A 21,945-nucleotide genomic window follows, 5' to 3' on the forward strand; every position below is an offset into this window, starting at 1 on the left:
AAAGCGCTGAAAAAACACTTTCGGGCTGCGGTGTGTCAGGTGGTCGCTTCGGGAGCAGGCGGATAGAGTATGATGTCGTCGTCGGGGACGGAGTCGGCTGCCGCGGAGAAGTCATATTCCGTGAATTCATCGACCTTGTGAAGCTTTACTATAAGGCCGTTCTCGTCGTTGATGATGAGCTTTTCGTCCTCCATATTCATGGTGAAGCCCTCGTAATCGCCCCACATATAGAGCTGATCCTTTTTCTCGGGCTCCCAGCTGTAGTCCAGCTCCTCGCCGAAAAGGGACATAGATGCGGTATTGTCGCTCTTTATCTCCAGCATGAAGCCTACGTTCACAGGGTATTCTCCCAGCATATCGTCATAGGTGACGCCGTCGGAGGTGACCTCCTCAGACTCCCATTTGCCTATGAATCTGCTGAAATCCACCTTGTCGAGGCCTGCCTCCGTAGTGGATTCGGGCTCGGTGAACTTATCGGTCTTCAGCAGGAAAAGCTGAGTGCCGCTGTCCGCGTCGCCGTAGGTAACTATCATCTGTCCCTGCTCTATTGTACAGTCGTACCTGTCGTCCTCGCTGAGTATGTGGAGGGTATCGGTATTGCCGTCGGAGGTTATGTTCCATTTGTATTCACCGGCATTGCTCTCCTTGCCTCTGGGATTCAGGGCGTTGGAGATGGTGGCGGTATTGTCCTCGAATATCTCCAGCTTCATGACTGCGCTGAGGGGGAAGCCTGCGTAGTCCTCCTCATAGGATTCGCCCATTATCTCGGCCTTGTATGACTCCCATTTGCCAATGAATTTCCTTGCGGTATTGTTTACCGGAGCCGTGGATTCAGCCACAAGCTCCGAGCTGCTTACCTTGGATTTCTTTACGCTGCTGCAGCCGCAGCTGCATACTGCCAGCGCTGCCGCCATGCAAAAGCAAAATGTTTTTTTCATATACTGCTCCTGTCAGTTGACGCCGCCGAAATTCTGGATAACTCCTGCTGCCGCATTTACGTCCTTGGGGTCGATCTCAGAGAATTCGTCGACTTTATGAAGATTGATGTATGAACCGTTTTCTTCTATTACCAGCATACCGTCGCGGTATACCATGTCCATTGTATTATCGGGATTCTTGCCTGTGACATCCGCGACCTTGATCTCTATGGTATCCTTGGCCTTTTTCTTTTCCTTCCAGGTTATTTCCACATTCTCGTTGGCGTTCTGGATAATGGTATTGTTTACAGGGGAGTTCCACTCAACCTTGCCGTCGGCCTTGATATCGAACCTGAACAGCGCAGCCAGAGGAAGTCCCAGCATATCGGTGTATTTCTGGCCGTCCACCATCATCTCGGAGGCCTCCCACTTTCCCACATACTTGGGATCGTGCTTTGCTCCGCAGCCAATTGTGAAACACATGAGCATCACAGCTGCCAGAGCGACAGATATTATTCTTTTCATGGTATTCTCCCTTACTTATTGTCGTTTTCCTTATTGTCGGCCTTTGTCTTCTTTGTTATACATATCTCGCGGACGCCCTCGGGGATATCCTCGGTCAGCGTAAGCACGCCGTCGCTGAGCTCATAGGCGGGGGTGGTCTCGTCGGTCTCCACATAGGTTATGGTGATACCGCCGCTGTCGGTTATATGCCACGTTATCTGGTGAAGTCCGCCCTGTGTGTCGAAGAAGGTGCCGTTCCCGTTGTCGGTGAAGGTGAATTTATCGGGGACGAAATCAGAGGGCTCTCCGTTGACAGTGAGAGATGTCCTCTCCCAGTCTCCTGCCATTTCCGCGGAAATGTCCTCGACCGATCTGTTGCTCCGCATTTCCAGCAGCACCGAAACATTGTCCGTGGAGACCCTTCTGCTGCCGCAGGACGCGGCACAGCACGCAAATGCTGCCGCAGCTGTTATGAAGCAGATCATTTTGTTCATATATGCAGCTCCTTATATTCTGCCCTCATGGGCATGAAGTATTATATGAAAGGGCTGCCGCAGTGTGCAGCAGCCCTCATTATCATCTTGTTTTGGTCTTGTAGAGCATCCAAATCAGCTCCGCCACGCCTACTCCGATAAAGCAGAGCATGGTTTTCATACTGGGCTTCTTGACCTTGAACCTGGTGATGAAGGCGAGGGCGATGAGCAGGAGAGCGCCGCCGTAGACCTCGGGGAACCAGTCGCCGATATCCTTGTGGAAGCTGTACAGCAGCGGCAGTATAAGCGCTACGCTGGTAACGGGCAGGCCCTCATACACCTTGCGGTTCTCGGCAGTCTTTTTCTGCCTTTCCTCCTCGGCCACATTGAAGTAGGCCAGCCTTATCACGGCGCAGAGAGGGAACAGCACAAGTATGGGCAGGTCTATCCAGTCTCTCATGCCAACTGAGTAGCCTATGACCACGGGAAGGACTCCGAAGCAGATAGCGTCGCAGAGGGAATCTATCTGTATGCCGAATTTCTTCTCGCTTTCAGTGCGGTCTTTTTTTGTACGGGCGACCTTTCCGTCAAACATATCACAGAGTCCCGACACCATAAGACATATTATGGCGTATTCGGGGTGTGGATCCATCCCGCCGAAGCCTGCTGCAAAGAACATACCTATAACAGACGAGATGAGACTCATATATGTAAGTATAACCGTATAGCTATAGTATCCAATCATTATCCAAACCTCAAAAAACTTATTGCCGCATATACCCTTTAAAGAGTATACCAGTTATTATATCATAAAATCAGCAAAGTTTCAAGTGTTTTATTGCTTTTTCACATATAAAAGACTTATGAGGACATTTTTTTTCTTCCGCGCTTCTTCGGGACTGTGGTCTCCTTTTTGGCAGATGCAGACTTTGCGGGCTTTTTAGCCTTTGCTGCGGGCTTTTTTGCCGTCTTTTTCCTTGCGGCGCCTGCTTCGCGGTTTATGCGGAGCTGCTCCTGTCTTGCGGTCTTGTCCTCAAGGCGTCTGTAGGCCTCATCGTAGAAATACTCCTGAGAATTGAGGGGAGTATCCGCATTGCGGCGTTCGTGGATATATTTTCCGTCGCTGAGCATTATCCTTGCCTTGACGTTGTCCCGCATGAGCACGCGGAACATTTCGCGGATACGCTTTTTCAGGCGCTCGTCCTCCACGGGGGCAGCCACCTCCACGCGGCGTATGGTGTTCCTGCTCATATAGTCGGCAGAGCCGATGTATATCCTCTGGTCGGGTCCGTCGGTGCCGAATATGAAGATACGGCTGTGTTCGAGGAATCGTCCCACTATGCTGCGGACGGTGATATTCTCGGTATAGCCCTGCACTCCTGCGATAAGGCAGCACAATCCGCGGACGATGAGCTCCACCTTTACTCCTGCCTGTGACGCCTCCACCAGCTTCTCCATTATGGCGGAGTCGTTGAGCGAATTGATCTTTGCGGCGATATAGCCCTTTCCGCCTGACCTTGCAATTTCAATCTGCTGATCCATCATAGCCAGCACCTGGGGTCTCAGCGCAAGGGGAGACACAAGGAGCTTGTTGGTCTTTTCCACGAAGGTGCCGTTTACGAGGCCTGCGAATACGGCCTCTGCGTCGGCGGCGATGTCCCTGTCTGCGGTGAGCAGCATGAGGTCGGTATACAGCGAGGCGGTCTTTTCGTTATAGTTGCCCGTGCCGATCTGGGTAACGTAGTCAAAGCCGCCGCCCTGTGCCTTCCGGGTGATGAGCAGGAGCTTCGAGTGTGCCTTGTACTCCTTGGGGCCGTAGATGACCTTTACGCCTGCCTCCTGGAGCTGCTTTGACCATTCGATATTGTTTTCCTCGTCAAATCTGGCACGGAGCTCGATCATGACGAGCACCTCCTTGCCCTGCTCAGCGGCAGTGCAGAGGGCGTCGATGACCTTGCTGTTCCTTGCGAGACGGTAGAGGGTTATTTTTATGGAAGTGACCTTCGGGTCGTTGGCGGACTCCTGAAGGAGCCTTATGAAGGACAGGTTTATGGACTCAAAGGGGAAACTGAGGAGTATATCCTTTGACTTGACCTGTGCGAATACGGGTCTGGTGTCCGAAAGAGCCGCCGGCTTTCTGGGCGTCCTGGGGACGTAGTGGAGCTTCGGGTCCTCGTCGTATTCCTGCAAGGTGTACAGATAGGAAAGGTCAAGGGGTATGCGGGAAATGAAAACACTGGCGTTTTTCAGCTTCAGCTTCTTGCAGAGGTAGTCCAGGGCGTTGCGGCTGAAAACGTCGGATATCTCAAGGCGCACGGGGGCCAGCTTGCGGCGTTTGTCCACCAGCTCCTCCATACGTCTGCGGAATTCGGGGCCTCTGCCGGAAGCCATTATATCCGCGCTTCTTGTAACCCTTATGAGGGCGCGGTCCATGACCTTGTAGTTCTTGAACATGAGGTGAGCGAAGCGGAGTATCACTTCCTCCTCCAGTATAAAGCGCTTTCCGTCGCTGCTCAGATGGATTATACGCTCCGAGCGGCCTGTGGAGGCGGGGACTAAACCTATGGATACGCCCTTCTTTGCGCTGAGCTGTACTGCGGCGTATATCTCCTTGTTGACAAGGAACGGGAAGGGCAGGGCGTCGTTTACCACTATGCCCGATATAAAGGGCTTTATTTCTCGCTTGAAGTAGAGCTCCAGGAAGGTCTGCTCCTCTCTGGTGGCCTTGTCGAAGGTAACGTGCTCAAAGCCGTAGGGCGCCAGCTCCTTCATGGTGGCGCGGAGAGCCTCCTCAACGGAGGGCTGCATCCTGCGGACAGCGGTGAAGATAGCGTCCAGCTGCTGTGAAGGGGTCATGCCCGAGAATTTGTCCTTTTTCTTTGCCTCGGTCTTGGTCTTATCGGTGACAGAGCCCACCCTGACCATGAAGAATTCGTCAAGGTTGCTCTGATATATAGCTGAGAAAGAGAGCCTTTCCAGCAGCGGCGTTTCGGGCGCAGTTGCCTCTTCAAGGACTCTTTTGTTGAATTTGAGCCATGAAAGCTCCCGGTTTTCCATGTATTCCATATACAGTCTCCTATCCCTTATGGAGTTATATCAGTATTTGAACTGTCCGTTGCCTATGAATTCGCAGATGAGCGAGTCGGGGGAAATGTCCTTCTTGCTCAGGGGAGTCAGCTGCTCCAGAACCTTTACTGACTCGGCTATCTCGGGAACGTCCAGCATCTCCTCCAGCTGTGAGAGCAGGTCGTTCCTGTAGGCGGAGAGCTCGTAGGACATGAAGGTGTCCACATCGTAGTCCGAGCGGTACTTGTAGGGCATTATGTACTTGTTTTCGCCTGCCTCAACGCTGTGGAACATATTCATGGTCTCGCGGAGAGAGCGCTTGCGGAAGTTCTTGTCCCTTATCATGCGGCGCATGAGACGTACCCTGGACGGGTGGAGGAGTATGCCGTCGCCCGATATCCTGGTTCTCACGCTGACGTATATCTTGCTTATCATGCTGTCGGGAACGGTTATTACCGAGGGATTCAGAGCGTGAATGCCCTCGAATATGACTATCTCGCCCTTGTTGCGCTTGAATTTCTTACCCGAGCCCGTGCGTGTTGAGGTCTTGAAGTTGTACTTGGGCAGCTCTATCTCGCGGCAGGCGCTTATGGCCTCTATCTGCTGATTGAGGAGCTGGCTGTCCACGCGGAGGGGAGATTCAAGGTCCATCTTGCCCTCTGCGGCAAGAGCCTTTTCCGCCTCTGTAAGGGGACAGAACCAGTTGTCCATGGAGAGTGTGTGGGTCTCGTGTCCGCGCTCGTCAAGGAGCTTTTCTATCATCATGGCCGTTGTGGTCTTTCCCGAGCCGGAGGGCCCCGAAAGCAGCACAACAGGCTTTTCGTTGCGGTTTTCCGCTATATCGTCAACTATCTTTGTCAGCTTGTAGAGGTAGTCCTCATTTACCGATCTTACATATTCCTTCGGGTCTTTTTCTATTCCCTGATTTATTCTTGCTATATCTATGTTCATGTATATCTCCTTATGATTTATTGTTCTGGAGCAGCCTGTGCTGCCTGCCTGTGCAGTCCCCCTGAGGTCAGGATACGCTCCGGACAGTGCACATGGTGTACTTATTAATATTATACCACATATTTTAAACTATTTCAACCCGTTTATTTGTTGTTTTTAACGTGAGTTTCAACAGACTGTTTAATCCGTTGCGGAAAATCGGGAAAAGATCAGGTTTTCATTCCTTTACCTCTTGACAAATAGTAAAATCTGTGCTAATATAAGTTTACAATATTCCTGAAAACGTCGATGAGGAAGGCTTTTCCCCAGCCGTTACAGAGAGCAGCCGTTCGGTGCAAGGCTGCACGGCAAAGGATATACAGCACACCGCCTCTGAGTGCGCCCAATAAGCGTCGGGAGCTCCCGTTACAGAGCACTTGAGATACGGAGCCTTCTCCGTGTGAATCAGGGTGGAACCACGGTGAACTATCGTCCCTTATGCCTTAATACAGGCTTCAGGGGCGTTTTTTGTTATATCGCTTCGGGAGGTGATAGGGTGAGCAATATCATGTACAATCAGCAGGAGGAGGCCTATGAGCTGCCGTATAAGCTGTGGGACGAGATGATGACGGTGCGCTTTTATACCGAAAGCGAGGAAACTATCATCAGCAACCTCTCGGATATAGCCAAAAAGCTGGTGCGGCTGGACGGCGGCAGGGATAACATAGCAGCTATGCTTATCGACGACGGCTTCTATGAGGGCGGAAACGCACAGGCTCTTGCAAAGCTGCTGAAGCTGAGGAATGTCTACGTCGATATCGACGAGGAGGAGACAGTGGTCTGCTTCGAGACAGGCACCGATGACGGCTATATGGAGAATTACGTCCATGTGGAGCTCTTCGGCGAGCTGTTTGAAATAACCGGCTGGGCCGATTGATATGGACAGGCCGGTTAGAAAAGAACATCGATTGACAGGTTTCGATTATAGTCGGAAGCATCATAAATAAATTCAAAGGTGATGTATCAAAAAAAGCAGGTTTTAAGGTCTGGCAAAAATCGTTTTATGACCGTGTATTGCGGAATGGACATGAATATCGCAGCGCATGGGATTATATCGAAAACAACCCGATAAACCGGGAAAACGATGAATTATTCAGTGAAAAATAAATTCATATAAATATTATTATTCAAAGGAGAGATCATTATGATCAATTTAACACTTCCTGACGGCAGTGTACGTCAGATCGAGGCTGCACAGTCAGCCGCAGAGATCGTCAAGGGCATAGGCATGGGACTTTACAAGGCTGCCTGCTGCGTAAAGATCAACGGCGAGGTCAGCGACCTCCGCACTGTCATCGACAGCGACTGCCAGTTCGAGGTATGCACATTCGATTCTATCGACGGCAAAAAGACCTTCTGGCACACAGCCTCCCATATCCTTGCACAGGCTGTAAAGAGACTTTACCCTACTGCTAAGCTGGCTATCGGTCCCGCTATCGACAACGGCTTCTACTATGACTTTGACCTTGAGAAGCCCTTCACTCCCGAGGAGCTGGAGAAGATCGAGACTGAGATGAAGAAGATCGTCAAGGAGGACCTTGAGCTTGAGAAGTTTGAGCTTTCTCCTGCTGAGGCTGTTGCAAAGCTGAAGGAAATGGACGAGCCCTACAAGGTAGAGCTCTGCGAGGAGCACGTTGACAAGGGCGAGCCTATCTCATTCTACAAGCAGGGCGAGTTCGTTGACCTCTGCGCAGGTCCTCACCTTATGACAACAGCTCCCGTAAAGGCATTCAAGCTCCTTTCATGCACAGGTGCTTACTGGAGAGGAAACGAGAAGAACAAGATGCTCAGCCGTGTTTACGCTATCGCATTCCCCAAGGCTGCACAGCTTGACGAATATATCAAGATGGTAGAGGAAGCAAAGCTCCGCGACCACAAGAAGCTGGGCAAGGAGCTGGCTCTGTTCATGTTCGACCACACTGCTCCCGGTATGCCTTACTGGCTCCCGAGAGGCTGGAAGCTCTTCAATGCTCTCCTTGAATACTGGAGAGGCGTTCACGAGGATCACGGCTATACCGAAATATCCGGCCCTGTTCTCTCAAAGAAGGAGCTCTGGGTAACATCAGGTCACTGGGATCACTATCAGGACGGTATGTTCGTTATCCCTGCCGAGGAGGACAACGAGGTTTACTGCGCTAAGCCTATGAACTGCCCTAACGCTATCAAGGTATACATGAACAAGCAGCGTTCCTACAAGGAGCTGCCCCTTAAATTCAATCAGGTAGACGTTATCCACCGCAAGGAGAAGTCAGGCGAGCTCAACGGTCTTTTCCGCGTTCAGCAGTTCAGACAGGACGATGCTCATATCCTCGTAACCGAGGAGCAGATAGCTTCCGAGATAAACGATATCATGGATATCGCTACAGAGATATACAAGACCTTCGGTCTGGAGTACAAGGCTGAGCTGTCCACACGTCCCGACGACTACATGGGCGATATCAACGTATGGAACAAGGCAGAGGCTGACCTCAAGGCTATACTTGAGGAGAAGTACGGTCCCGACGGATACGAGCTCAACGAGGGCGACGGCGCATTCTACGGTCCTAAGATAGACCTCAAGATGAAGGACGCTATCGGTCGTGAGTGGCAGATGGGTACTATCCAGCTGGACTTCCAGCTCCCGCTGAACTTCAAGATGAAGTACATCGCTTCCGACGGCTCCGAGAAGCAGCCTGTAATGATACACAGAGCTATATTCGGTTCATTCGAGAGATTCATCGGTATCATCACCGAGAACTTCGCAGGCGCATTCCCCTTCTGGCTCTCACCGATGCAGGTAGGTATCGTTCCTATCAGAACAGATCACAACGACTACGCTAAGAAGGTGGCTGACCTCCTCAAGAAGAACCACATCAGAGCAGAGGTGGACTACACCGACGACAACATGAAGAACAAGATCAGACGCTTCAAGGACTACAAGGATCCGTATGTTGTCATCATCGGCGACAACGAGGCTGAAAACGACCTTATTTCTATCAATATCCGCGGAAACAAGCAGCTCAAGAACATTCCGCTGGACAAGTTCATCGAGATGTGCAGAACTATGAACGAGGAGCACTCTCTCGATATCATAGACACTCTTTGATAAGCGATCAGGGGCTGCCGACGGGCAGCCCCTGTTTTATACAGAATTATCATGTACAGGGCGGATATTATCTGCCTGCAAATAAAAAAAAAACGGAGGGATATTTATGAACGAGCTTTGCATGATAATCAAGGACATGGTGATCCCTAACTTTATGAACATAAGGACTTCACTGCGAACTTACGACAGAAATGCTCTCTGCTGCGGAGCTCCCTGCTGGCGCTGGGCATATCACGCCATACACTCGGCGAACAAGTGGTTCATAAATCCCTGCGTTTACGATGAACCGCCTTTCCACGAGGAGGGGCTGGACAATCCCGATAATCCTGCGTCTGTAGTGCTTTCCGATGAGCAGCTCCTTGAATATCTGGACGCTGTTGAGAAAAAGACTCTCGATTACATCGACAGTCTCACGGACGAAATGCTCTATGAATGTCCCGAAAACTGCGAGCATACACGCATGGAGCTTGTGCTCAGACAATTCAGGCATATCTCATTCCACACGGGAATGCTCAACGGTCAGACGGCTCTGGCTACGGGAAAATTCCCTATGTGGGTATCACAGGCTGATAAATACGTCGATGACGGAATATTCTTCGGCAGATACCGCAAGGGACAGGTTACGAAATAATAAAAGGACGCCCATCGGGCGTCCTTTTTTTGAATTGCGGAACTCCGGGAACGGCGTTCCCTGCAATCAGAATGTCATCTTAGCTTCGAGGTATGCTACCAGATCGTCGATAGCAACTCTCTCCTGCTGCATTGTGTCACGGTCACGGACTGTTACGCAGTTGTCCTTTTCAAGTGTATCGAAGTCGTATGTGATACAGAAGGGAGTACCGATCTCGTCCTGACGGCGGTATCTCTTGCCGATAGTGCCTGCTTCGTCGAAGTCTACCATGAACTTCTTGGAGAGCATCTCGTATACCTCCTCAGCCTTGGGTGTGAGCTTCTTTACAAGAGGAAGCACAGCAGCCTTGAAGGGTGCGAGAGCAGGGTGGAAGTGCATAACTGTTCTTGTTTCCTTCTTCTCGTTGCCGTTCTTGTCGGTGGAAACTATCTCCTCCTCATCGTAGGCCTCTGTGACCACTGAGAGGAAGAGTCTCTCTACGCCGAGAGAGGGCTCGATAACGTAAGGAATGTACTTCTCGTTTGTCTCAGGATCAAAGTATTCAAGGGACTTTCCGCTGGTGTTGATGTGCTGTGTAAGGTCGTAGTCGGTTCTGTCGGCAACGCCCCAGAGCTCGCCCCAGCCGAAGGGGAAGAGGTACTCGAAGTCTGTTGTAGCCTTTGAATAGAAGCAGAGCTCCTCCTGATCGTGGTCGCGGAGACGGATATTCTCCTCCTTGAGACCCAGTGAGAGCAGGAAGTTCTTGCAGTAGCTTCTCCAGTAGTCGAACCACTCAAGGTCAGTGCCGGGCTTGCAGAAGAACTCGAGCTCCATCTGCTCGAACTCACGAACACGGAAGATGAAGTTTCCGGGAGTGATCTCGTTACGGAAGGACTTGCCCACCTGAGCAACGCCGAAGGGTACCTTCTTACGGGTAGTTCTCTGTATATTAGCGAAGTTTACGAATATGCCCTGTGCAGTCTCGGGACGGAGATAGAGCTCTGACTTGCTGTCCTCTGTTACGCCCTGGAAGGTCTTGAACATAAGGTTGAACTGACGGATATCGGTGAAGTTCTGCTTGCCGCAGTTGGGGCATACGATGCCTTTTTCCTTGATGTAGTCCATCATCTGCTCGTTTGACCAGCCTGCAACGTTTGTGCCGTCGAAGTCCTCGATGAGGTTATCTGCACGGTGACGGGTCTTGCACTCCTTACAGTCCATGAGAGGATCCGAGAAGCCGCCGATATGTCCGGAAGCCACCCAGGTCTGGGGGTTCATGAGGATAGCGGAGTCAAGGCCTACGTTGTACTTGTTCTCCTGTACGAACTTCTTCATCCATGCTCTCTTGATGTTGTTCTTGAGCTCAACGCCGAGAGGACCGTAGTCCCATGTATTTGCAAGACCGCCGTAGATCTCGGAGCCCGGGTATACGAAGCCCTTTGACTTACAAAGGTCAACTATCTTGTCCATTACTTTTTCATTGTTTTTAAGCATAATAAGCAACCTCGCTTTAATTTATTAATAGTCAACTTATATTTTACCGCAAACGCCCGAAAAAGTCAAGAGCAATCATGATTTGGGACGCTTTTTAAGGTTTTTCCCGCCTTTCGGCGGGAAAACCATGATATTACTGCTCAATAGCGGCGCTTCCGCGTCTCTTTATTTTCCTGATACAAAGGAAGGAGCCCACTGCGGCGAGTACATCTACAGTTCCGAATACTGCTATGCCTGCCCTTGCGATCCTGACAGACAGGCGGGCGGCCTTTTTGGCATTTTCCATGGAAGCGCTGACGTAAAACTTGCTTACAAGGCGGTGATAATACTCCTCTGTGCTTCTGGGAATGAGGTATAAGTAACCGTATACCGAAAGCAGTATGACAAATATGAAAGCCGCTGTCAATAATACGGGTATCAGTACGGAGCTGTTTTTGTTTTTTGCGTCCTGAGCCATGATAAAGCCCTCCTTACAGTAGTATACTACTATTATAGGCCGGTGGATACCGTAAGTCAACATAAGTGACGGAAGAGTAATAAAACTTTCACGTTGCTTAAAAAACAGAAGCAGCGCAGATAAACTGCGCTGCCTGTCTAATTGAAATTGAAGATGGTAACGCCCGATGCAAACAGGGCGGCTCCGATAAGTATTGCAAAAAAGATGGCTTTCTTTATTTTATGCTTTACTTTTATGAGTATTATCAGTACGATGATAAATAGGATAACAGCCCAGTAATGTGACAGAAATCCTTCAATACTTGTCATTAAAGAGTCCATTGTTATATCTCCTTATTTTTTTCATTCGCGTCGCTGAGGAACTCCGCGACTATATACCGCGGTCTCTGCTTGACCTCGGCGTATATCTTGCCTATGTACTCGCCTATTATTCCCAGGCAGAACAGCTGCAAGCCTCCTATGAGCCATATGGAGCATATGGTGCTTGACCAGCCGTGCTCGGTGAAGCCGCCTATCTTGGCGATGAACGCCCATATAAAGGCAAGTATGCTGGCTACCGACATCACAAAGCCCAGAGTTGTTATGAGCTTCAGGGGCTTTGTGCTGAATGAGGTTATGCCGTTTATGGCAAAGGACAGCATTTTTCTCAGCGGGTACTTGCTCTCGCCTGCGGCTCTCTCATGGCGCTCGTAGTACACCTTGCAGTTCTTGAAGCCTATGAGAGGCACCATGCCGCGGAGGAACAGGTTGACCTCCCTGAAGCCCGAGAGCTCCTGCAATACCCTTTTGCTCATAAGGCGGAAGTCCGCATGATTGTACACCACATCAGCGCCCATGAGCTTCATGAACTTGTAAAAGCCCTCGGCTGTGGATTTCTTGAAGAAGCTGTCGGTATCCCTTGCGCTCCTTACGCCGTAGACCACCTGATTGCCCTCGTAGTATTTCTTCACCATTTCATCTATGGTATCAACGTCGTCCTGGAGGTCGGCGTCCATGGTGATGCACATATCGCAGATGTCCTTGACGGTCATGAGGCCTGCAAGGACAGCGTTCTGGTGTCCGCTGTTATGGGCAAGGTCTATGCCCGAGAACAGCTGCGGCTCTGTCTCGTGGAGCTCTCTTATAATGCCCCAGGTCTGATCCGAGGAGCCGTCGTTCACGAATACGATGCGGCTTTCCTTTGATATAAGTCCTTCAGCCATCAGGGCGTTGTATTTGTTTTTCAGCTGTTCCGCAGTCTCGTGGAGCACCTCCTGCTCGTTGTAGCACGGAACTACCATATATAGTATTTCGGGCTTATCCATGTCGGAGTCCTTTCAGATGTTTTTTATCAGTATAACACAGAGGCGGACTTATGTCAATCATATCGGCCGCACACAGTGCTCCCTGTGCTGATCTACTTTACAAATCTTGCCTTGATGATGGTATAGCCGTAGGGCTTTACGGTTACGGTATCGTCCATGAACTCGCCGTAGAATGGCTGCAAGTCTTCGAAACGGGACAGTATTCCGCTCATATTGCCCAGCTTTACCGTGTCGCCGCTCCTGTTTACGAAGATTATATAGTCCAGCTTCTTTCCCTGACGGGTAAAGCCGATGAGGCGGCTGTCGTGGACCTCCTTCTCGTTGATGACGAAGTATATCCTTCCGTCCTTCATGTTGGGTATGGTCTTTCTTACGCGGCTGAGCTCCGAAACATAGGCGATGAGCTCCTGATCCTCATGTCCCCAGGGATAGCAGCGGCGGTTGAAGGGGTCCTTGTAGCCCTGAAGTCCTGCCTCGTCGCCGTAGTATATGCTGGGAACTCCCGGCAGGAAGAACTGAAGCGCCATTGCGGCCTTGAGGAGCTCCTTGCCGTGGGCGTACTGCTCCTCGGACAGCCATTTTTCCGCCATCCAGTCCTTGCTCTTGTCGTCGCAGTTCTCGCCGCCGAGACGGTTTATGGCACGCTCGATATCGTGGGTGGAGACGAAGTTCATTAGCACATCTATGGTGGGCTTGGGGTAGTTCTCCACTATGGTCATGACGGAGTTGATGAAGTCGATGGGCTTTCCGCCCTTCATGAAGCTGATTATTGCCTCGCGGAAGGGGTAGTTCATAACAGAGTCAAGCTGATCGCCCAGAAGGTAGCGGCGCTTTACGCCGTAGCTCTCCTTGTTGGAGGCGTCCTCCCAGACCTCGCCTATTATTATCCTGTCCTTGTCGTAGCCCTTTACGGACTTGCGCAGATTATTGAGGAACTGGTCGGGGAGCTCGTCCGCCACGTCCAGGCGCCAGCCTGCCGCGCCCATATCCAGCCAGTAGCGGAGAACGCCTTCCTCGCCGCATATGAAATCGGTATAGTCCTCGTTGTTCTCACATACGTTGGGAAGGGTGTCTATTCCCCACCATGCTTCGTATGTATTGGGATAATCTATGAATGAGTACCAGTCATAGTACTTGCTGTCCTTTGACTGGAAGGCGCCGACTTCGGGATAGCGGCCGAACTTGTTGAAGTATACGCTGTCGGCGCCTGTATGGGAGAATACGCCGTCCAGTATGACGGATATGCCCATGCTTTCGGCTTCTCTGCACAGCTCGGCGAACTCCTCGTTGGTGCCCAGGAGGGGATCGGCCTTCATGTAGTCGGCGGTATTGTAGCGGTGGTTCTCATGGGACTCGAATATGGGATTGAGGTAGATGCAGGTCACGCCCAGACTTTTCAGGTAGGGCAGCTTTGACTGTATGCCTGCGAAATCTCCGCCGAAGTAGTCGTTGTTCCAGACATGGCCGTGCTCGTCGGGCTTATAGAAGGGAGTGCCGTCCCAGTCCTCGCGGAGCACTCTGCCCTTGGGGATATTCTCTTTGGGCTTGCCGCTCTTGCAGAAGCGGTCGGGGAATATCTGGTACATGACTCCGCCCTTGAGGAAGTCGGGAGTTTCATAGCGGCTCTTGTATACGGTGAGCTGGAACATCTCGCCGTGGTCGAGGCCGCCCTCGTGGACGTTTATCTTCTTGATATAGTGGCGTATGCCGCCTTCGGTGTATGAGAAATAGTAGTAGTGTATGTCGGCGTATCTTGCGTTGTATTCAGCCGAATAGGCGAAGCAGTCCTCCTCCTCGGTGACGTCGTTCATGCTGATAAAGCGTTCCTTGAAGCCTGTGCGGAACAGCACCAGCACGGGGGAGAAGTCGGGATTTATGTCCTTGGGGAGCCTTATGGTGAAACGGCAGGTCTCGAACTGCCTTACCGCTCCGAATATTGATTTATAGCCTAAATTCCATGTGTCATAGATAGGTCTCATATAAAAACACTCCGTTAAAAATGATTATAGACTGTGTATCGCCGAAAAAGGGGGACGCAGTTATGAACGCCCCCCTTATGTTCTTTATCCGATCACCTTAAATGCCAGATATCGTCGGCATATTCCGTTACAGCGCGGTCTGCCGAGAAGATACCCGCGCCTGCGATATTGTTAAGGGACATTTTTGCCCATTTCATTTTATCGTTATAGCACTCTGTGATATACTGCTGTGCCTTTCTGTAGCTGTCGAAGTCTGCAAGAACCATATAGGGATCCCTGTCCTTCAGCGAGTTTGCCACATCGTTGAAGGTACAGCCGTTTATGCCGTGGTACATACGGTCGATAGCCTCGTGGATTCGTCCGTCATTGTGGTAGTAGCTGCAAGGATCGTAGCCTCTTGCCTTCAGCTCGTTTACCTCGGGAGTGGTCATGCCGAAGATGACGATGTTATCGTCGCCGCAGGCCTCCTTGATCTCGATGTTTGCTCCGTCAAGAGTACCGAGAGTGATGGCGCCGTTGAGCATGAGCTTCATATTGCCCGTACCCGAAGCCTCTGTACCCGCAAGGGATATCTGCTCCGATACGTCGGAGGCAGGCATGAGGTGCTCCGAAAGGGTAACGCAGTAGTTCTCCAGGAATACTACAGAGAGCTTCTGGTTGATCCTGGGGTTCTTCCTTATCTCCTCGGAGATAGCCCAGATGAGCTTGATTATCTGCTTTGCCAGATAATAGCCGGGAGCCGCCTTTGCTGCGAAGATATAGGTCTTGGGAGTGAAGGGCGCATCGGGGTCATTGAGGAGATATGCGTAATCCGTAAGGATATTCATGACATTGAGGTGCTGTCTCTTGTATTCGTGGAGACGCTTTACCTGAACGTCGAAGATGCTGTCCGTATTGAGTATAATGCCGGAATTGCCCTTGACGTACTTGGCAAAGGCTTCCTTGTTGGCCTTCTTTACGTCGGTGAGCTTCTTGAGCACCTCCTCATCGTCCTGGAACTTGCGGAACTTTTCAAGCTCTGCGCCGTCCTTGATGAACTTGGCGCCGATAGTGTCCTTCAGCAGCTTTGTAAGTCCGGGATTGGACTGGTAGAGCCATCTTCTGTAGGCGATGCCGTTGGTGACGTTCTTGAACTTATCGGGAGTATTCTCGTACTCGTCGTGGAATACGGAATCCTTGATTATCTGCGAGTGGAGCTTGGATACGCCGTTTACGCTGTGTGAAGCCGCAACGCAGAGGGTAGCCATGTGTATCTGGTTGTCCTTGATTATGGACATACGGGTGGTCTTTGCGCTGTCGCCGCCGTTTCTCTCCATGAGAGAAGCGCAGTAGCGGTTGTTTATCTCAACGATGATGGAGAATATTCTTGGTATAACGGACTTTACAAGGTTAACGTCCCACTTCTCCAGAGCCTCTGCCATAACGGTGTGGTTGGTGTAGGCGAAGGTCTTTGTTACGATATCCCATGACTTCTCCCAAGTATAGCCGCAGTCGTCAAGGAGTATGCGCATGAGCTCGGGGATAGCCAGTGTGGGATGGGTGTCGTTGATGTGGATAGCTACCTTGTCTGCAAGGTTTTCGAGGGTGCCGTAAACGTTCATGTGTGTGTTTACGATATCGCCTATTGAAGCCGCACAGAGGAAATACTGCTGGCGGAGACGGAGGCTCTTGCCCTCCAGGTGGTTATCGTTGGGGTAGAGTATCTTCGAGATGGCGTTTGCGATGGAATTCTGGGCAAGTGCGCTTTCGTAGTTGCCCTTGTTGAACATCTCCATGTCGAAATTGGGGGCCTTTGCGGACCAGAGTCTCAGCACGGATACTCCCTCCGAGCCGTATCCCGAAACGTACATATCGTAGGGAGTTGCCACAACGGTATTGTAGTTCACATGGGAGATGTAGTGGTACTGATTGTCCCAGTACTCCTGAAGGTCGCCCTCGAAGTGGACGTCTATGGAGAGCTCGGGCTTGGGCACCAGCCATACCGAGCCGCCGGGGAGCCAGTTGTCGGGGAGCTCTGTCTGCCAGCCGTCCTCCAGCTTCTGCTGGAATATGCCGTACTCGTAGCAGAGCGAATATCCCATTGCGGGGAAGCCCATGGTCGCAAGGCCGTCAAGGTAGCAGGCGGCAAGTCTGCCCAGACCGCCGTTGCCCAGACCTGCGTCGGGCTCGTTTTCGTATATTTTATCGAGATTGATGTCATACTGTTTCAGCATGGCCTTTATGCCGTCGGCCAGCTCGAGATTGTAGATGCTTGTTTTGAGGGAGCGTCCCATGAGGAACTCCATTGAAAGGTAGTAGATCTGCTTGCCGCCCACCGAGTGGGTGTGATTGATGAAGCTCTGCCTCTTCGCGCCAAGTATTTCCACGATTATCGAGGAAAGAACATGGTAAACCTGCTTATCGGAAGCCTCCTCGGGAGAAACGCTGTACAAAAGCTGAAGCTTTCTCGGGAACTCTTCCTTGATCCTGTCCATGAGAGGATTTGCTTTTTTAGTAGCCATATCTGATCTCCATTCTGCCGCAGGAGCGGCGTTATTACCCTTTGTATAACACCTCCCCGCTATAACTACGAGCTATAGGGGAACAGGGAGATATTATTCTACAAGCGGTATACATCAATAATTATACTATGATTTATAAGAGATTTCAAGTGCATATTTCAACAAATATTTGTCCACTAAATTTATATATTGCGGAAAATCGCTAAAAACTCCGTTGTAACAGGGCTTGAAGGTGCGCTTTTTGATTGTGCAGAACAGACAAATAAAAAGCTGGTGATTTGTGTATATGCACGAAAAAATTTGGTTTGAAAAAATTTTCTATATTTTTAAAAGATAAAACTTAGAAAATGTTTGAAATTTGTAATAATATGTGATATAATATATAAAGCGGTTTCCGAAAAACAGAGCCGCAAAGAAAAAGTGTAGAAAAAATGACAACAAAAGAAATTGAAAAAGGTGAGGTTTATGGAAAACAAAAAGCGTTTCTCGGTACTTAAATTCGTTCTGATCGTACTTTGTATAATCCTGATCGTTATCTCGATCATTGTAAACATTGCATTCTCCGGAGGCAAGACTCCCAAAATATTCGGCAATTACGTCTATATCGTCAAGGAATCGGACAATATGGGCGATAATGTGGCCAAGGGCGCGGCTCTCATAGCTCCCGACGCAAAGGATCTCTCCGTTGCAAAGGGCGATATCGTTCTGGCATATCCCTCGGCTGATCCCGAAAAGCTCCACGTTCTCAGCATATACGACATCGTTACCGCAGAGGACGGCACGGAGAAATACATTACGGCCGACGCTACCAATATCGGCAGCGAGGAGCCCATCACCAAGGACAAGATCGCCGCTCTCTGCACAGGTCATACCCAGAGCAGCGAGATCGGCGGACTAATAAGATTCGCTTCCGGCATCAAGGGCATACTTGCACTTCTGGTTCTCCCCTGCGTGCTTCTGGTCATCTTCCTCATAGCCAAGATCGCTTCCTCAAAGGGCGACGACGATGACGAGTTCGGCTTCTACGAGTACGACGAGAAGGAGAAGGAGAGAGCAGACTCCGAGAGCAGGAAGAATATCCACGACAAGACCGCAAATCCCCTCTTCGAGCCATCACAGGAGATACAGCCCAGCAACGAGCTTGAGCGCAAGAAGATGTCCATTGCCGAGAACTTCAGCCAGAAGAAGGTAAATCCCGATTCTCCCTACCAGAAGGAGAAGGAGCGCACCATGCAGTTCAAGACTCAGCGCAGCGCAGAGAGTACCTTCGCAGCAAGGAACGTGGGCGGTTCATCGTCTACAGCTCCCACAGCAGACGCCCTCAGAGAGGAAATGCTCCGCAAGACAGCAGAGGCTGAGCGCACAGGCACCTTCAACATCAAGACCACAAGCACTCCTCAGCAGGCACCTGCCGAGCCTATCAGCGATAATACGGGAATACTCTCCAAGAGCCAGCTTGCAGAGATGTCAAGGAACGACGTTCCCAAGACGACTCCTCTGAGAAGCCAGTCAGCTCCTTCAACAGCAGCTCCCAAGCCGCCCAGAAAGAGCAGCACTCCCGATATCTCGGATATCATCAGCAAGACAGAGCGCAACGAGCGCAAGAAGAAGGCTGCGGATATGTCCGTAGACGACCTCCTCAAGCTCATCGAGGAAGAGAAGAACAAGCTCTGATACAGATAATAAAGCAAAAAGCAGTTCCGCAAGGAACTGCTTTTATTATTGTCTGTTTTATGGGATAATATTCCTGATTCAGAAATCAAGGAATGCGAATATCACTATCAGGGCTATAATTGGCATTGCCACGAACAGGGTACCGAATATCACCGAAAGGAACCAGCTCTTTTCCGAATCGGGGTCATAGGCTATTTTCGGGTGGTCGGGGTCTATCATTATTTCGTAGTTCATATCCTCTGAGCGGACCTGAGTTACGTTCGATACCTTCGATCTGTAGGTCTTACCCTCGTAGGTGTATTCGTATGTGGGCAGACAGTAGCACTTTGTTTTTCCGTTTACGGTAGAGGTAGCAGTGCCTGCATGGATACAGGTTGCTGTGACGGGAAATGTGCATCTTTTTGCATTGCCCCTCTGGCTGAGATATTCGTGTATTATCACAGCTGAGCCTGATACAATGAAGGCCATAAAGAACAGGATTATGCCAAGCTTTATGAGAAAGCTTCTGGTATCGTGCGTGCCGTTGTGATATGCGCATACTCCCGCCATGCCCAGGATGGCACATATGGTGACCCCTAAGAACGGGATACTGAGCTTGTGTTTCTTCACTCCCTCGGATATCATGGCAGTTATTCCGAATACCACAAAATCCAGTCCCACCACCAGCGCTATCATGTATCCCGCTTCGTTTGAGCGCGAAAAAACAATAAATAAAACGATGGACAGCATCAAAAATGCCGTGTAGAACTTACTCATTACCTTGTCTATGAAGGCAGGCTGTTCATCGGCGGTCTCCTGCTTTGCATCGGGTCTTTCATCGGGATATTGTCCGTTTTCGTCGTAGTTCATCATATCATTGTCGTATTTTTTCATAAAAAGTCCCCCTTCGTGCTGATTATACCACGAAAGGGGACTTATGTCAATCATTCGTCCTTATTCCTGAATACGATGGCGATAACGGGGCAGAGTATGGCGCCCAGAACCCAGATTATCCAGGATATCTCCCAGGCACGGGTGATGAAGCTCCAGAGCAGATATACCGCTGTTATGCAGCACCAGTAAATTGTCATTGCAGGATTGGGTCTGTCTCTGTGCTTTTTTCTCTTGCGTGTGAAGTTCTCCTCCTCAAGGAGCTTCCTGTAGCCGCCCATGATTATGCCTGTATGAGTGAGAAAACCTACTCCCAGAGCCACAAATCCGAAGAACAGTGCGCCCGATAAAGCGTCGGCAAAGTCACTGTCGGGAGCGGCGACGTCAAGTATCATGGTGGGCAGGAATGATAATATCAGCAGTATTACGCCGATAACGATGAATACAGTGTGCTTTGCAGTGTACTTGGACTTTTTGTCGCCTGCCATGCCCGAAACTCCGTACTCCGTGTCGATACCCTCTCTGCTGAGGTAGTCATAGGGCTTCATTTTCTGTCCCGAGATTATGAACAGGGCAACGCCTATGGCGACCATTATGAAAAGCAGGGGAGCTCCGAGCATATCGCTGAATTTGTCGGTGCTGTCAAGGCTTTCTATGACAATTGTGGGAACTACGCTGAGAATGCACAGTGCAACTCCCAGAGGTGTGCGGATAGAGCGCTTTTCGTTGACCTGAAGGAAGGCGTTGGCCTCCTCCATGGATACCTTGCGCAGAGGGGGCTCGGTCTCGGCGGACTCCTGTGGGGGAGCGGACGGTGCGGTGAGCTCCTCTGTATCTTTCAATAATGTATCTGTGCTTACTCCGAATATCTCCGAGAGCTGAAGTATGCGGTTGAGGTCGGGGGTGGACTGTGCGCCCTCCCATTTTGAGACTGACTGCCTGCTGACGCCCAGCTTCTCAGCCAGCTCCTCCTGCGACATACCTGATCTTTTTCTGAGTTCGATTATCTTGTCTGCAAGTATCATATGTTTTCCTCCGATGTGTTTTTTCCGGGGAGTTCTTCCCGTGGTCTATGGTCTTATTCTATCATTTCCGGCGGTTACATACAAGCAACCCTGCTTTACAATTTGTCACACGGTAGTTGCAATTGCCTGTTTTTCGGAGATTTTACGGTTGCAGTGCCGCAAAGGACAAAAAACAGTTGATTTTTTCTGTAAAATGTGCTATAATATAAGTACAATTTTTTACGAAAGAAGGTATCCCCTATGGAGATCAAAAAGGCAGTAGAAGCAGTTGAAAAGAAAACAGGAATCGACCTCCCCGACGAGAAGATCGAGAAGACTGTTTCCAAGGTCGCTACCAAGGACAATATCGACAAGGCTAAAGATATGATAAGCAAGGTGGCTACCAAGGAGAACATCGAAAAGGTAAAGGACAAGGTCGAGGACATTGTCGAGAAGATCAAGAAGTGATCGGAAAGGGGCATTTTTATAATGCCCCTTTTTATTGAACCGAAAGGAGACCTGCCATGCTGAAGGAGATACTCAGCGGCGAGGCCTGTGCTCAATGCCGCCTCTGCTGCATATTTGACCGCTATGACGTCTGGGAGACCCCCGTTTTTACCGCGGAGCTCTGCGAAAGGATAAGGGAGGCCCGTCCGGGTACGGAGTTCGTCACCAAGGACGGCGGCTATATATTCAGAGTGGGAGAGCTCAGGGGCGACGAGCTTTTCTCATGTCCCGCCCTTACGGACACAGGCTGTATGCTGGGCGACGACAAGCCCTTTGACTGTCGTATCTGGCCCTACCGCATAATGGAGGTGGGCGGCAGACGCGCCATAACCCTTGCGTCCATATGCGACGAGCTGTATCACCGTCCTCTGTCGCAGCTGGTGGACTTCCTGAAGGCGGGACTGGCGGACAGGATATTCGCCTATGCCGACCTTCACCCCGAGATAGTCAAGCCCTACTACGAGGGCTATCCCGTGCTGCTTTTCGAGAAAAAGCCGCTTTAAAGAGAATA

At 50.5% G+C, this 21,945-nt stretch carries 20 protein-coding genes; 6 read left to right on the forward strand and 14 right to left on the reverse strand.

The window, feature by feature from the left end:
• Window positions 1-35 precede the first annotated feature (35 nt).
• From Q0Y65_RS08330 to Q0Y65_RS08355, 6 genes are all read right to left on the reverse strand, one after another.
• On the reverse strand, window positions 36-938 hold the full coding sequence (locus Q0Y65_RS08330) for a hypothetical protein (RefSeq protein WP_297958820.1): 903 nt from the start codon (window positions 936-938) through the stop codon (window positions 36-38).
• 12 nt (window positions 939-950) lie between these two features.
• Window positions 951-1,442, reverse strand: coding sequence for a hypothetical protein (locus Q0Y65_RS08335; protein WP_297958821.1), 492 nt, complete (start codon window positions 1,440-1,442; stop codon window positions 951-953).
• Window positions 1,443-1,453: 11 nt separating this feature from the next.
• On the reverse strand, window positions 1,454-1,915 hold the full coding sequence (locus Q0Y65_RS08340) for a lipocalin family protein (protein ID WP_297958822.1): 462 nt from the start codon (window positions 1,913-1,915) through the stop codon (window positions 1,454-1,456).
• Between the two features lie 82 nt (window positions 1,916-1,997).
• Window positions 1,998-2,639 (reverse strand): phosphatidylcholine/phosphatidylserine synthase, encoded by a 642-nt coding sequence (locus tag Q0Y65_RS08345; RefSeq protein ID WP_297958823.1) that lies wholly within the window; start codon window positions 2,637-2,639, stop codon window positions 1,998-2,000.
• A 116-nt stretch (window positions 2,640-2,755) separates the two neighbouring features.
• Window positions 2,756-4,960: a polyphosphate kinase 1 gene (gene ppk1 / locus Q0Y65_RS08350; protein WP_297958824.1), complete on the reverse strand. Its 2,205-nt coding sequence runs from the start codon at window positions 4,958-4,960 to the stop codon at window positions 2,756-2,758.
• Window positions 4,961-4,990: 30 nt separating this feature from the next.
• Window positions 4,991-5,911, reverse strand: coding sequence for a uridine kinase (locus tag Q0Y65_RS08355; protein WP_297958825.1), 921 nt, complete (start codon window positions 5,909-5,911; stop codon window positions 4,991-4,993).
• A gap of 439 nt (window positions 5,912-6,350) precedes the next feature.
• Here Q0Y65_RS08355 and Q0Y65_RS08360 point away from each other — a divergent pair, with 439 nt between their 5' ends.
• From Q0Y65_RS08360 to Q0Y65_RS08370, 3 genes are all read left to right on the forward strand, one after another.
• Window positions 6,351-6,827: a hypothetical protein gene (locus Q0Y65_RS08360; RefSeq protein WP_297958826.1), complete on the forward strand. Its 477-nt coding sequence runs from the start codon at window positions 6,351-6,353 to the stop codon at window positions 6,825-6,827.
• Between the two features lie 267 nt (window positions 6,828-7,094).
• Window positions 7,095-9,035, forward strand: coding sequence for a threonine--tRNA ligase (gene thrS, locus Q0Y65_RS08365; protein WP_297958827.1), 1,941 nt, complete (start codon window positions 7,095-7,097; stop codon window positions 9,033-9,035).
• 106 nt (window positions 9,036-9,141) lie between these two features.
• Window positions 9,142-9,666, forward strand: coding sequence for a DinB family protein (locus Q0Y65_RS08370; RefSeq protein ID WP_297958828.1), 525 nt, complete (start codon window positions 9,142-9,144; stop codon window positions 9,664-9,666).
• A 66-nt stretch (window positions 9,667-9,732) separates the two neighbouring features.
• On the opposite strand, the gene Q0Y65_RS08375 is transcribed toward Q0Y65_RS08370, so the two are convergent.
• The 6 genes from Q0Y65_RS08375 to Q0Y65_RS08400 all read right to left on the reverse strand — a co-directional run bounded on the left by Q0Y65_RS08375 (window position 9,733) and on the right by Q0Y65_RS08400 (window position 17,379).
• The gene (locus Q0Y65_RS08375) at window positions 9,733-11,139 is read right to left on the reverse strand and encodes a glycine--tRNA ligase (RefSeq protein ID WP_297958829.1); all 1,407 of its coding nucleotides are present in this window, start codon (window positions 11,137-11,139) and stop codon (window positions 9,733-9,735) included.
• A 133-nt stretch (window positions 11,140-11,272) separates the two neighbouring features.
• Window positions 11,273-11,596, reverse strand: a complete 324-nt coding sequence (locus Q0Y65_RS08380; RefSeq protein WP_297958830.1) for a hypothetical protein — start codon at window positions 11,594-11,596, stop codon at window positions 11,273-11,275.
• Between the two features lie 137 nt (window positions 11,597-11,733).
• Window positions 11,734-11,916, reverse strand: coding sequence for a hypothetical protein (locus tag Q0Y65_RS08385; RefSeq protein WP_297958831.1), 183 nt, complete (start codon window positions 11,914-11,916; stop codon window positions 11,734-11,736).
• Between the two features lie 2 nt (window positions 11,917-11,918).
• Window positions 11,919-12,899 carry a glycosyltransferase family 2 protein gene (locus Q0Y65_RS08390; RefSeq protein WP_297958832.1) on the reverse strand — a complete coding sequence of 327 codons (981 nt, stop codon included), beginning with the start codon at window positions 12,897-12,899 and terminating at the stop codon, window positions 11,919-11,921.
• A gap of 92 nt (window positions 12,900-12,991) precedes the next feature.
• Window positions 12,992-14,878 (reverse strand): glycoside hydrolase family 13 protein, encoded by a 1,887-nt coding sequence (locus tag Q0Y65_RS08395; RefSeq protein WP_297958833.1) that lies wholly within the window; start codon window positions 14,876-14,878, stop codon window positions 12,992-12,994.
• A 92-nt stretch (window positions 14,879-14,970) separates the two neighbouring features.
• On the reverse strand, window positions 14,971-17,379 hold the full coding sequence (locus tag Q0Y65_RS08400; protein ID WP_297958834.1) for a glycogen/starch/alpha-glucan phosphorylase: 2,409 nt from the start codon (window positions 17,377-17,379) through the stop codon (window positions 14,971-14,973).
• A 465-nt stretch (window positions 17,380-17,844) separates the two neighbouring features.
• On the opposite strand from Q0Y65_RS08400, the gene Q0Y65_RS08405 reads away from it, so the two are divergent.
• Window positions 17,845-19,053 carry a hypothetical protein gene (locus Q0Y65_RS08405; RefSeq protein WP_297958835.1) on the forward strand — a complete coding sequence of 403 codons (1,209 nt, stop codon included), beginning with the start codon at window positions 17,845-17,847 and terminating at the stop codon, window positions 19,051-19,053.
• Between the two features lie 78 nt (window positions 19,054-19,131).
• On the opposite strand, the gene Q0Y65_RS08410 is transcribed toward Q0Y65_RS08405, so the two are convergent.
• Window positions 19,132-19,926, reverse strand: coding sequence for a hypothetical protein (locus Q0Y65_RS08410; protein WP_297958836.1), 795 nt, complete (start codon window positions 19,924-19,926; stop codon window positions 19,132-19,134).
• A gap of 50 nt (window positions 19,927-19,976) precedes the next feature.
• Window positions 19,977-20,948 carry a helix-turn-helix domain-containing protein gene (locus tag Q0Y65_RS08415; protein WP_297958837.1) on the reverse strand — a complete coding sequence of 324 codons (972 nt, stop codon included), beginning with the start codon at window positions 20,946-20,948 and terminating at the stop codon, window positions 19,977-19,979.
• A 240-nt stretch (window positions 20,949-21,188) separates the two neighbouring features.
• Between Q0Y65_RS08415 and Q0Y65_RS08420 the strand changes: the two genes are divergently transcribed.
• Both Q0Y65_RS08420 and Q0Y65_RS08425 read left to right on the forward strand, forming a co-directional pair.
• Complete coding sequence (locus Q0Y65_RS08420) at window positions 21,189-21,395, forward strand: hypothetical protein (RefSeq protein ID WP_297958838.1); 207 nt, start codon at window positions 21,189-21,191, stop codon at window positions 21,393-21,395.
• A 56-nt stretch (window positions 21,396-21,451) separates the two neighbouring features.
• Window positions 21,452-21,937, forward strand: coding sequence for a YkgJ family cysteine cluster protein (locus Q0Y65_RS08425; protein WP_297958839.1), 486 nt, complete (start codon window positions 21,452-21,454; stop codon window positions 21,935-21,937).
• Window positions 21,938-21,945 lie beyond the last annotated feature (8 nt).

Origin of the sequence: uncultured Ruminococcus sp. (assembly GCF_947301925.1) — a bacterium.
Classification (GTDB): Bacteria; Bacillota; Clostridia; order Oscillospirales; family Ruminococcaceae; genus Ruminococcus.